At 39.7% G+C, this 11,980-nt stretch carries 10 protein-coding genes; 9 read left to right on the top strand and 1 reads right to left on the bottom strand.

Annotated features, from left to right (window positions below):
• The gene (locus HMPREF2728_RS09820) at nt 1–1,191 is read right to left on the bottom strand and encodes a cation diffusion facilitator family transporter (RefSeq protein WP_075227813.1); all 1,191 of its coding nucleotides are present in this window, start codon (nt 1,189–1,191) and stop codon (nt 1–3) included.
• A 156-nt stretch (nt 1,192–1,347) separates the two neighbouring features.
• Between HMPREF2728_RS09820 and HMPREF2728_RS09825 the strand changes: the two genes are divergently transcribed.
• From HMPREF2728_RS09825 to thrB, 9 genes are all read left to right on the top strand, one after another.
• On the top strand, nt 1,348–2,958 hold the full coding sequence (locus HMPREF2728_RS09825) for a hypothetical protein (RefSeq protein WP_075227814.1): 1,611 nt from the start codon (nt 1,348–1,350) through the stop codon (nt 2,956–2,958).
• A gap of 1 nt (nt 2,959) precedes the next feature.
• Nucleotides 2,960–3,991 (top strand): acyltransferase family protein, encoded by a 1,032-nt coding sequence (locus tag HMPREF2728_RS09830; protein ID WP_075227815.1) that lies wholly within the window; start codon nt 2,960–2,962, stop codon nt 3,989–3,991.
• Nucleotides 3,984–4,952 (top strand): glycosyltransferase family 2 protein, encoded by a 969-nt coding sequence (locus HMPREF2728_RS09835; RefSeq protein WP_075227816.1) that lies wholly within the window; start codon nt 3,984–3,986, stop codon nt 4,950–4,952. Before HMPREF2728_RS09830 ends, HMPREF2728_RS09835 begins: the two co-directional genes overlap by 8 nt.
• A gap of 192 nt (nt 4,953–5,144) precedes the next feature.
• Complete coding sequence (locus HMPREF2728_RS09840) at nt 5,145–7,829, top strand: cation-translocating P-type ATPase (protein ID WP_075227817.1); 2,685 nt, start codon at nt 5,145–5,147, stop codon at nt 7,827–7,829.
• 103 nt (nt 7,830–7,932) lie between these two features.
• Nucleotides 7,933–8,343, top strand: coding sequence for a peptide deformylase (locus tag HMPREF2728_RS09845; protein WP_075227818.1), 411 nt, complete (start codon nt 7,933–7,935; stop codon nt 8,341–8,343).
• 158 nt (nt 8,344–8,501) lie between these two features.
• On the top strand, nt 8,502–8,666 hold the full coding sequence (locus tag HMPREF2728_RS09850) for a DUF3953 domain-containing protein (protein WP_075227819.1): 165 nt from the start codon (nt 8,502–8,504) through the stop codon (nt 8,664–8,666).
• 79 nt (nt 8,667–8,745) lie between these two features.
• Nucleotides 8,746–9,468 carry a peroxide stress protein YaaA gene (yaaA, locus tag HMPREF2728_RS09855; RefSeq protein ID WP_075227820.1) on the top strand — a complete coding sequence of 241 codons (723 nt, stop codon included), beginning with the start codon at nt 8,746–8,748 and terminating at the stop codon, nt 9,466–9,468.
• A gap of 140 nt (nt 9,469–9,608) precedes the next feature.
• The gene (locus HMPREF2728_RS09860) at nt 9,609–10,895 is read left to right on the top strand and encodes a homoserine dehydrogenase (RefSeq protein ID WP_075227821.1); all 1,287 of its coding nucleotides are present in this window, start codon (nt 9,609–9,611) and stop codon (nt 10,893–10,895) included.
• 1 nt (nt 10,896) lies between these two features.
• A complete protein-coding gene (thrB, locus tag HMPREF2728_RS09865; RefSeq protein WP_075227822.1) occupies nt 10,897–11,766 on the top strand; it encodes a homoserine kinase in 870 nt (289 codons plus the stop codon).
• Nucleotides 11,767–11,980: the final 214 nt, after the last annotated feature.

Genomic DNA, 11,980 nt, shown 5'->3' on the forward strand with positions numbered 1-11,980 from the left:
TTAGTCTTTTTCAATTTTCGTTTCCTGATGGAATATATTTTGCCAAGTTTCGTGGCGACGCCAGATGCTGGTATGAATGGTATCACCGACTTGGTAGCGGATGAGTTTAGTCTTTTGGCTGATAGAGGTTAAATGAAGCTCCTTGATAGCAGAGGTTAATTCTTTTTCAGCCTTATAGGCTCCCTTGTCCAGTTCTTGTCCGTCCTGGCGGATATAAATGAAATCTTCTGCAAGTAACTCTTCCAGTTGATTTCCTTGGTCGATTAGTTGCTCTCTCATAAGCAATTTTTTATAGACATTATCTAGAATTTCATCCTCAGGGATTGGTGCTGGTTCGATATGAATGTCTGTATCAAAGACACCAAAGCGTTCTGATAACATGGATTCGACCTGATCCGCGATTTCATGACTTTCAAAAACAGAGAGGTCTGGGTTCATCTCAAGTGTGATGTCCAGATAGATATTACTTCCGTAGGTACGACCGCGTTGTGATTTGACCTTGCTAATCTTAGGAATTTCCATGATAGCTTTTTGATAATCTTCTAGCAAGTGTTCATCAAAACCATCAGAAAGGCTGAAGGATGACTCGATAAAGATGTCATAGGCTGTTTTGAGGATAAAGAAGGTGATGATAATAGCGACCAACTTATCCACGATTGGATAGTTGAAGCTACTAGCCAGGATAGCAATAGAAGTTCCAAGAGATGTTACGGCATCTGACAGATTGTCCTTAGCTGCAGCCTTGAGGGCCTTTGATTTAGCTTGCTTACTCAGATGGGTATTGTAGAGATAAACGGCGAACATGATGATGGCAGAGATGACTCCCAGAGTCGCACCAAGTGGGTCAATGACCGTTTGTTCTCGGCTGAGTATCTTTTGGATGGTGTCACGTAGAACATCAAAGCCAACGTAAAACATGATGATGGAAGTGATGAGACTTGCCAAATCCTCGATTTTCCAGTGGCCGAAGCGATGATCTCTATCAGCCGGTTGGCGAGCCAAACGAATCCCGATGAGAAGGGCTACATTTCCAACAATATCTGAAACGTTATTAAAACCATCTGCTACCAAACTGGATGAATGGAGCAAATGTCCGGTCGCTAGCTTAGCTGCAGACAAGAATAGATAGGTCAAAATGCTGATAATGGCACCACGCTCAGCTAATTTTAAGTTTGAAACCGATTGATTCATCTAACTCCCCTTCTAGCATTTTAGTATTCTTTCATTATACTGGTTTTCCAAGGAAAATTCAAATGGCTATTAGGGTATTTATTCAGAAATCAACAGATTTTTATTTTGAAATATGATAGAATGATAAGGTAATATTTATTTTGGAAAGAGTTTTTTATGAACCATAAACAAATCATAGATAGAGTGATTCGAATTGGTTTGCTGTTGCTACCATTTCTTATTTTTTATGGCTATAGAGTAGTTAAGGGATTTGATTATCCAGTGGTTGATGATATCATGGTTAATCAAACCATATTATCTGGTGATAATATGTTGCTTCCCTATATTGGGATTTTGTTATCATCTGCTTTAGTATTTCTTCAGCAATTATTTACAAATTGGAATATTTATTTTATTTTCTTAGCTCTCAGTTTTTGCTTGAGTTTTAGCATCTATTTGGAGTTCTTTTTTAGAAAGAAGTATTATTTCTTGCTTCCCTTAGTAATGTTACTTCAAATGGTTTTAATGAAGTATTTCTCGTTTTCAGTAATTGCTTACTTGTTATCGACAGCAGCTATACTATTATTGTTTGATAAAAAATACGTAACAGGAATGCTTTTGTCTGTAATAGGTTTATCGATTAGGCCGCAAATTATTGCCAGTTTATTATTGCTTTTACTCCCCTTCCTAGCTTTTGAAGTAATCAAAGGAAAAAAGAAAAAAGAATTATTTTTGTTATCTGCTGTCATTTTACTTATCTTTGCTTCCAATAAAATTTATACCTTAATGAGACCAGATGTTCAAGAATACCTAAATTGGAATACTCTAAGTACCAATTTGAGAGATTTCCCTGCGATTGAGTATGAGAAGCATGCCAAGGAATTTCAGGAATTGGGGGTCAGTGAAAACGACTTATCTGCTTCAACCTACTGGTTGTTTGCAGAAAAAGATGCTCTGAACAATGAGTTGTTAACAAAAATTCAATCCGTACGTTCTTTCTCTGAGAAGTACTCCTTTAATGTATTTCAAATGGTGAAAGATTATTTCCAAAATATCATTTTGACAACCTTTCTTCTTGTTATGGTTGGCTGGTTTTTGTTCTTCAAGCCTAAGAAAGTCTATGGCTGGTTACTCCCCCTTGTTCCATTTGCACTAATCGGTGCACTATTTGTTAGGCAGAGAGTGGTAGAACGTGTTTATATCCCGATTATCATTAGCTTTTTAATCTTTTTCGTCTACTATGCGCCCTTATTTTACAATAAGCGGAAACTGTTGAAAAAAAGAGAAATTTTTTATAGTCTACAACTTGTAGGAATGCTGGCGAGTATGGCCTGGGTAAATAGTGTGGGACAAGAACTTTACTGGTTCCCAATCATTCAATCATCCATGGTATCAGAGTATCATGATGTAGTGGAAAAACATTCTGATAAATTGCTTGTTTTTGGCGGTTATGGAACACTTGTCAATTCTCAACCGAGCTTGGCTACGATTACAAGAAAGCCTGATCAGTTGATTGAAAATACAACAACCTTAGGTAACTGGCAAACTTTTTCGCCACACTATTATCAATTAATGAAAAAGTATAATGTTGAGGAGCCTAGTAATCTTCTTTCTTCTGCTATTGATAAGGAGAATATCCTATTCTTTTGGTCACCTTCTTCAGGAAAGATGGATCAAGTCAAGGAAATAATGAAAGAACATTACCAAAAAGATGTTTATTTTGAAGAAGTTGAGGTGGTCAGTTCTGATATGAATCTTTATCGACTAAGAACAGGAGAAGGGAGATAGGATGAAAAAGCGCATAGGTTACCTAGATATGGCTAAGGGGCTAGCGATTATACTTGTTATTATAGGGCATAGCAGTTTTGTGCCTCTTCGTGCAAAAATACTCCTCTATGTTTTTCATATCCCCTTATTTTTCTTCTTGTCAGGTTTTACTTTAAATGTTACTAAATACAAATCATTTAAGGAATATTTTCTTAGCAAGGCGAAAAGTTTGGTCGTTCCCTTTTTTTGCCTGAATATTTTTGTTTTTCTCTTTCAACTCTTTGTCATGTATCCTGAACAAGTGTTTAGTTTTAATCTTATTCATTTTACTAAACAATTGTTGTTGTCAGATCGCTTGCATGTTTATTTTCAGTTATGGTTTCTGAATGTCATGTTTTTAGCACATGTTTTTAGTTACTTTATTCTCAGAAGAAAATGGTCGATTGGTCAATGGCTATTGATTCTTGTATCACTCTTGCTTCTAGTCTTTTTAGGACAAAAAATCTATACTTGGAATTTTTATCTAATCTGGAATCTTGATTTGGTCCCTGTAGCCATTATCTTTACACTCTTAGGTGTTGGAGTGAGAAAATATTTACCTCAGCTGGAGAAGTTTTTTGCAATATACTATCTGCCAGTTGCCTTATCTCTAACTATATTTGTAGGCAGATTGAACTATCATTGGAGTGGAAGACAAATTGTCGATCTCTACTATCAGCAGATAGGGAACCATCTCTTATTTTACATTGCTGCAATTTCAGGTATATGGTCCACCCTCATATTTTTTAAATCAATCCCTGAACTGACTCTCTTGAAATCAATCGGACAAAGAACCTTGATTTACTATGGAGTACATGCTCCAATTGTTTTAGTACTGGTTGAAAAATTAGTTTTACAATTATCTACTAGATACACCGGTATTTTTGTGAATGGCTACGTTACAACAAGTGTTGTGACAATATTGACTTTGGTAGGGTGTGAATTGATTGTCAGAGTATTTAGAGGGACAAACTTTCCCTTTGGGATTAAAAGGTTAGGAGTCAAAAATGAGTAGAAATAATCCGATTTTATATATCGTGATTCCATGTTATAACGAAGAGCAAGTGTTGCCTCATACCAATCCGATGTTTGTTGGGAAGATCGAGGAATTGGTGAAAAATCAAGAGGTTCATCCCAATAGTAAGGTCATGTATGTGAATGATGGCAGTAAGGATCGAACTTGGGAACTTATCCAAAAATATGCTTCATCGAATCCATATGTTGTAGGTATTTCTCAAAGTCGAAACCGTGGTCATCAAAGTAGTGTTCTTGCTGGGATGTACGAAGCTGCAGAATTTGCGGATATCGTGATTACCATTGATGCAGATGGTCAAGATGATATTGATTGTATGAATCAGATGATTGCTGAATATAAGTCAGGTTCAGAGATTGTCTACGGCGTTCGAGACAACCGAGAGACAGATTCGGCTTTTAAACGTATTACAGCAGAGGGATTCTATAAGGTGATGTATTTATTTGGAGCAGATGTCGTTTTTAATCATGCTGACTATCGTTTAGTCTCCAAACGATTTATTCATGAACTTGCTAAATTTAAAGAAGTAAACTTATTTCTTCGAGGCATTATGCCTCTTGTAGGATTTAAGTATTCCTACGTGACTTATAAACGTCACGAACGAATTGCTGGAGAAAGTCACTATCCACTTTCTAAAATGCTTGGTCTAGCAATGGATGGTATTACTAGCCTATCTATTAAACCTATTCGCTTGATTACTAGCTTGGGAGTTATGACTTCACTTTTTAGTTTTTTGTTGATCATCTGGGTTTTGTGGAGCAAATTTGCTGGTAATGTAGTAGCTGGATGGGCCAGTACCTACGCCATTGTAAGCTTACTTGGCGGGGTTCAACTCATTAGTCTTGGTGTAATTGGTGAATATATTGGGAAAATCTATCTAGAAACCAAGCAACGTCCAAGATATATTATCAGTGATCGCACCTATGATGAGAATAATGACTAACTCCACCCCAGCACTTGAAAACTTTTGAAAATCTGTTATAATAGAACTACTCAAGGGAGTAGCTGGCGGTTAACCGCGATAGTGTCGTCATTCCGAATTATTTCCGGCACTATATTAAACAGCGAGACTTGTTTTTTTTAAAAAAACAGGTCTCTTTTTTTGTAAAAAGAGGCCAAAAAGGAGGAGACTGTTTTGTCAAAAGAACAAAATAAAGACTTGTTTTACACGCAATCTTCTGAGGAAGTCCTAAAGAATTTGGACTCATCTGTTGAAGGTTTGTCAACTGCTCAAGCTCAAGAACGCTTAGCGACTTATGGTCGAAATGAGTTAGAAGAGGGCGAAAAACGTAGCCTACTAGCTAAATTCCTTGATCAATTTAAGGATTTGATGATTATCATCTTGCTAGCAGCAGCCGCACTTTCTGTAATTACAGAAGGGATGGATGGTTTAACAGATGCCATTATCATCTTGGCCGTTGTTGTCTTGAATGCTGCCTTTGGGGTTTACCAAGAAGGGCAAGCAGAAGCAGCCATTGAAGCTCTGAAAAATATGTCTAGCCCGATGGCCCGCGTTCGTCGTGATGGTCATGTTATTGAGATTGACTCGAAAGAATTGGTACCTGGGGACATCGTCTTGCTTGAAGCAGGAGATGTCGTGCCTGCGGATATGCGCTTGTTTGAAGCAGCTTCTCTTAAAATAGAAGAAGCAGCTCTTACAGGGGAGTCTGTCCCAGTTGAAAAAGATGTGACAGGACTTGTTGAAGCAGATGCTGGTATCGGGGACCGTGTTAATATGGGTTATCAAAACTCAAACGTAACTTACGGTCGTGGGATTGGTGTCGTGACCAACACTGGTATGTATACAGAAGTTGGTAAGATTGCAGATATGTTAGCCAACGCAGACGAAACAGAAACACCGTTGAAGCAAAGCTTGGAACAATTATCTAAGGCCTTGACTTACTTAATCATTGTGATTGCAGTGATTACCTTCTTGGTTGGTGTATTCGTTCGTGGTGAACATCCGTTGGAAGGCTTGATGGTTGCGGTTGCTCTTGCGGTTGCTGCGATTCCAGAAGGTCTCCCTGCCATTGTAACCATCGTTCTATCTTTGGGAACAACAACCCTTGCCAAACGTAATTCGATTGTTCGTAAATTACCAGCGGTTGAAACTCTTGGTTCAACAGAAATCATCGCGTCTGATAAAACAGGTACCTTGACTATGAACCAAATGACTGTTGAAAAAGTTTATACCAACGGTCAATTGCAAAGCTCTGCAACAGAAATTGCTGCTAGCAACAATACGCTACGTATCATGAACTTTGCCAATGACACCAAGGTGGACCCATCTGGCAAGCTGATTGGGGATCCAACGGAGACAGCTCTTGTACAGTTTGGTTTGGACCACAACTTTGATGTTCGTGAAGTCTTGAAGGATGAGCCACGTGTGGCTGAATTGCCATTTGACTCAGACCGTAAGCTCATGTCTACCATTCATAAGGAAGCTGACGGTTCTTACTTTATCGCTGTCAAGGGTGCCCCTGACCAATTGCTCAAGCGCGTGACTCGTATTGAAGTCAATGGGGAAGTTCGCCCAATCACAGAAGAAGATAAAAATGCTATCCTTGCAACCAACAAAGAATTGGCCAAACAAGCTCTTCGTGTCTTGATGATGGCTTATAAGACAAGTCATGAAATTCCAACCTTGGAATCTGAAATTGTTGAGTCTGACCTCATTTTCTCTGGTTTGGTCGGCATGATTGACCCTGAGCGCCCAGAAGCTGCAGAAGCTGTACGTGTCGCTAAAGAAGCAGGTATCCGTCCAATCATGATCACAGGTGACCACCAAGATACAGCGGAAGCTATCGCTAAACGTCTCGGAATCATCGATCCAAATGATACAGAAGACCATGTCTTCACGGGTGCTGAGTTGAATGAACTCACTGATGAAGAATTCCAAAAAGTCTTCAAGCAATACTCTGTATATGCCCGTGTATCACCTGAGCACAAAGTTCGTATCGTGAAAGCATGGCAAAAAGAAGGTAAAGTTGTTGCCATGACAGGTGATGGAGTCAACGATGCGCCATCACTTAAGACAGCTGACATCGGTATCGGCATGGGGATTACTGGTACAGAGGTTTCTAAGGGAGCTTCTGACATGGTCCTTGCCGATGATAACTTTGCAACCATTATCGTAGCGGTTGAAGAAGGACGTAAGGTCTTCTCCAATATCCAAAAATCTATCCAATACCTCTTGTCTGCCAATATGGCTGAAGTCTTCACCATCTTCTTTGCAACATTGTTAGGTTGGGATGTGCTTCAACCAGTGCATTTGCTATGGATTAACCTGGTAACAGATACGCTACCAGCCATCGCCCTTGGTGTGGAACCAGCTGAACCAGGTGTCATGACCCACAAACCACGTGGCCGTAAGTCTAACTTCTTTGATGGTGGTGTCTTCGGAGCAATCATTTATCAAGGGATCTTCCAAACGATGCTAGTTTTAGGTGTTTATGGTTGGGCTCTCCTCTTCCCAGAGCACCAAAGTCATACTGAAATCCATGCGGATGCCCTTACCATGGCTTTTGCAACTCTCGGTTTGATCCAATTGCTCCATGCCTTTAACGTTAAGTCGGTTTACCAATCAATCTTTAAAGTGGGACTCTTTACGAACAAGACCTTTAACTGGTCTATCCCAGTTGCCTTTGTCCTCTTTGTGGTGACAATTTTGGTTCCTGGATTTAATAATCTCTTCCACGTTTCAAACTTGAGCTTGACTCAATGGATGGTTGTTGCCGTAGGAGCACTTATGATTGTAGTCCTTGTTGAGATTGTAAAAGCAGTCCAACGTGCACTTGGAAAAGATAAAAATGCTATTTAAGCATTGAAAAGTCATCTTCGGATGGCTTTTTGCTTTTATATATGATAAACAGAGATAGATTTTATGCTATAATCAAGTTGAGAAAAAGATGGAGGAATAGTAGTTGGAAAAGAAAATTGTCAAAGATATCTTGTTTTTGTCGCAGGTATCCCAGCCTGCTAGTCAGGAAGATTTACCCCTAGCAAAGGATTTGCAGGATACCCTATTGGTTAACAGAGAAACCTGTGTTGGACTAGCGGCCAATATGATTGGGGTGCAAAAGCGCGTCATTATTTTTAATATCGGCATGATTCCCATGGTTATGTTTAATCCAGTTCTCAAATCTTTTGAAGGGGCATACGAGACAGAGGAAGGTTGTTTGTCTTTGACAGGTGTAAGACCGACAACTAGGTATGAGAAGATTACAGTAAGCTACAGAGATATCCATTGGCAAGAGCAAACCATTAGCCTGACAGGATTTCCTGCTCAGATCTGTCAGCATGAATTGGATCATTTGGAAGGGATTATCATATAGTCTTGTTTTCCAAGAGAATGGTCAATCTTTTGAAGGTTAAGTTGGTAAAGATAACTATCTCAAAACCTTCAAGTTTAAGGAAACAACCTCGTTTTTCTTGTAATCTTGTTTAAAATTTGTAATAATGGATGAAAGAATAATAAATGGAGGACGGTCAAATGGGATTTTATCTGATGATTGGTTCGATGTTGCTTGGTCTTTTCGCTTTGAAGATAGGATTTTCTCATCTAAAGGAGAAAAAGGTTAATCTGTCATCTATCTTGGCAAGCTGCCTTGGGACAGCACTAGTTCTCTTTGCAATCTGGTTAGGATTGCCAAAATAAGCAAAGAAACCTCGGTAGTCACCGAGGTTTTTAGGTGCAAATCCTTGGTAGTCTTAAAAAAATATGCTACACTAACACTATGAAAATTCTAATCCCAACTGCAAAAGAAATGAATACAAATATTCCTAGTTTTGAAGCAAATCCTTTGCGTCTTGAAAGTCAGGCTGTAGTGGATGCATTAGCGACATATTCTGCCCAAGAGCTGGAAAGTTTTTACAAAATTTCCGCCGAAAAAGCGCAAGAGGAATATGACCATATCCAGGCCTTGAAAAATGAAACTGCGACAAACTATCCAGCCTTGCACCTCTTTGATGGACTCATGTATCGCAACATCAAACGGGAAGGTCTCACCAAGGAGGAGCAAATCTATCTGGAGAAACACCTCATGATAACGTCAGCTCTCTATGGTGTGATTCCAGCCTTTGAACCGATTGCGCCTCACAGACTGGACTTTTTGATGAAGCTTAAAGTTGCTGGGAAAAGCCTAAAAAATCACTGGCAATCAGCTTATGAAGAGTCGATGAAGGGTGAAGAACTAATCTTTTCTCTCTTGTCTTCGGAGTTTGAAACTGTCTTTCCTAAAGAAATCCGTAAGAAAATGGTGACCTTTAAGTTTATGGAAGAGCGAGATGGAAAACTAAAAAACCACTCAACCATTTCTAAAAAAGCCCGAGGATCCTTCTTAACAGCCTTGATGGAAGGTCATGTAACTTCGGTTGAAGAGATTAAAAAGCTCAGCTTTGCGGGTTTCAATTATCGAGAAGACTTGTCGAGTGACAAGGAATTGGCTTTTGTGAAATAGATAGAAAATAGAGTCTGTCCTAGGTTGTATCAGGGCAGGCTTTTTTATGATTTGACGCTCCTATTTTTAGTTCAGAATGGTAGGAATTTTCTCACAATTTTGGTATAATAGGACTATTAGAAAATTTCAAGGAGACAAACATGTCAGTTAAAATTGCTTTACTTGGATTTGGTACAGTAGCTAGTGGTGTACCATTCTTGCTAAAGGAAAATAGAGAAAAAATTGTTCAAGCAGCACATTCAGAAATTGAAGTATCCAAAGTTTTGGTCAAAGACGATCAAGAGAAAGCACGCTTGCTTGAAGCAGGAAATGATTTTAATTTTGTAACAAATATTGACGAAATTTTGTCAGATAAAGACATCGCGATTGTTGTTGAGTTGATGGGACGTATCGAACCGGCAAAAACATTTATCACTCGTGCCTTAGAAGCAGGGAAACATGTCGTGACAGCCAACAAGGACCTTTTGGCTGTTCATGGTACAGAATTGCTTGAGATTGCCAAAGCTCATAATGTTGCTCTTTATTATGAAGCAGCTGTTGCGGGAGGAATTCCAATCCTTCGTACCTTGGTTAACTCACTAGCATCAGACAAAATCACTCGTGTTCTTGGTGTTGTCAATGGAACATCTAACTTCATGATGACCAAAATGGTAGAAGAAGGCTGGTCTTATGAAGATGCTTTGGCAGAAGCTCAACGACTTGGCTTTGCTGAAAGCGATCCTACAAATGATGTTGATGGGATTGATGCAGCCTACAAGATGGTCATCCTTAGCCAGTTTGCATTTGGGATGAATGTCAAATTTGAAGATGTTGCCCATCAAGGAATCCGCAATATCACTCCAGAAGATGTGGCAGTTGCCCAAGATCTTGGGTACGTGGTTAAATTAGTAGGTTCTATCGAAGAAACACCTTCTGGAATCGCTGCCGAGGTTACTCCAACCTTCCTTCCTAAAGCTCATCCACTCGCAAGTGTTAACGGTGTTATGAATGCGGTCTTTGTGGAATCTATCGGTATCGGCGAGTCTATGTACTATGGACCAGGTGCAGGTCAAAAACCAACTGCAACAAGCGTTGTAGCTGATATTGCCCGTATCGTTCGTCGTTTGAATGACGGCACCATTGGCAAAGCCTTTAACGAATACCATCGTGACCTTGTTTTAGCTCAACCAGAAGATGTCAAAGCCAACTACTATTTCTCAATCCTGGCTCCAGATTCAAAAGGGCAAGTCTTGAAATTGGCAGAGCTCTTTAATGCGGAAGATATTTCCTTCAAGCAAATCCTTCAAGATGGTAAGCAAGAAGGCAAGGCTCGTATTGTCATCATTACCCATAAGATTAACAAGGCACAGCTTGAAAATATTACAGCAGCTTTGAAGGGTGTAGCTGAATTTGAACTTCTCAACACCTTCAAGGTTTTAGGAGACTAAGATGAAGATTATTGTACCTGCTACAAGTGCCAATGTGGGTCCTGGCTTTGACTCTGTTGGTGTAGCTGTAACTAAGTATCTAGAAATTCAGGTTTGTGAGGAACGTGAAGAATGGATGATCGAGCACCAATTAGGCAAATGGATTCCACGTGATGAACGTAATCTTTTGCTGAAGATTGCTTTACAAATTGTTCCAGACCTACAACCAAGACGTCTGAAAATGATTAGTGATATTCCACTTGCGCGTGGACTTGGTTCTTCTAGTTCAGTCATCGTTGCAGGAATTGAGCTGGCAAATCAATTAGGGAACCTAAAATTAACGGATCACGATAAGTTGCAATTGGCGACTAAGATTGAAGGGCATCCTGATAATGTTGCACCTGCTATCTATGGAAATCTGGTCATTGCCAGCTCAGTCGAGGGTCAGGTTTCAGCAGTTGTAGCGCCTTTTCCAGAGTGTGCCTTTCTAGCCTACATTCCAAATTATGAATTGCGTACCCGAGATAGTCGTGGTGTCTTGCCCAAGAAACTTTCTTATAAAGAAGCTGTTGCAGCAAGTTCTATCGCCAATGTAGCGATTGCAGCCTTGCTGACTGGAGACATGGTCAAAGCAGGACAAGCTATTGAGAGTGATCTTTTCCATGAGCGTTACCGCCAAGATTTGGTGCGAGAATTTGCGACCATAAAAAAAGTTGCTAAGAGAAATGGTGCTTATGCGACCTACCTCTCTGGTGCTGGGCCTACTGTTATGGTTCTAGCTGAGCATGATAAGATGCCTAAAATTAAGGCAGAGCTTGAAAAACAACCGTTCAAAGGCAAGCTTCATGATTTGCAAGTAGATACACAAGGCGTTCGCGTCGAAGAAAAATAAACAGAACAATAGGATGGGGAAACTCTCTATTAGAGGGCTTCCTGTCCTTTTTTTGAAAATGAAACGTGGGAACTGATACTCAATGAAAATCAAAGAGCAAACTAGGAAAAGCTGCAGGTTGCTCAAAGCACCGCTTTGAGGTTGTAGATAAGACTGACGATGTCAGTTACATATATCTACGGCGAGGCGAAGCTGACGTGGTTTGAAGAGATTT

This window comes from Streptococcus sp. HMSC061D10 (assembly GCF_001808865.1).
Lineage (GTDB): Bacteria > Bacillota > Bacilli > Lactobacillales > Streptococcaceae > Streptococcus.

Bases quoted from the DNA above. Each gene is read 5' to 3' on its own strand.
- HMPREF2728_RS09820 (WP_075227813.1), bottom strand. From the start codon at position 1,191: ATGAATCAATCGGTTTCAAACTTAAAATTAGCTGAGCGTGGTGCCATT.
- HMPREF2728_RS09825 (WP_075227814.1), top strand. From the start codon at position 1,348: ATGAACCATAAACAAATCATAGATAGAGTGATTCGAATTGGTTTGCTG.
- HMPREF2728_RS09830 (WP_075227815.1), top strand. From the start codon at position 2,960: ATGAAAAAGCGCATAGGTTACCTAGATATGGCTAAGGGGCTAGCGATT.
- HMPREF2728_RS09835 (WP_075227816.1), top strand. From the start codon at position 3,984: ATGAGTAGAAATAATCCGATTTTATATATCGTGATTCCATGTTATAAC.
- HMPREF2728_RS09850 (WP_075227819.1), top strand. From the start codon at position 8,502: ATGGGATTTTATCTGATGATTGGTTCGATGTTGCTTGGTCTTTTCGCT.
- yaaA (WP_075227820.1), top strand. From the start codon at position 8,746: ATGAAAATTCTAATCCCAACTGCAAAAGAAATGAATACAAATATTCCT.
- HMPREF2728_RS09860 (WP_075227821.1), top strand. From the start codon at position 9,609: ATGTCAGTTAAAATTGCTTTACTTGGATTTGGTACAGTAGCTAGTGGT.
- thrB (WP_075227822.1), top strand. From the start codon at position 10,897: ATGAAGATTATTGTACCTGCTACAAGTGCCAATGTGGGTCCTGGCTTT.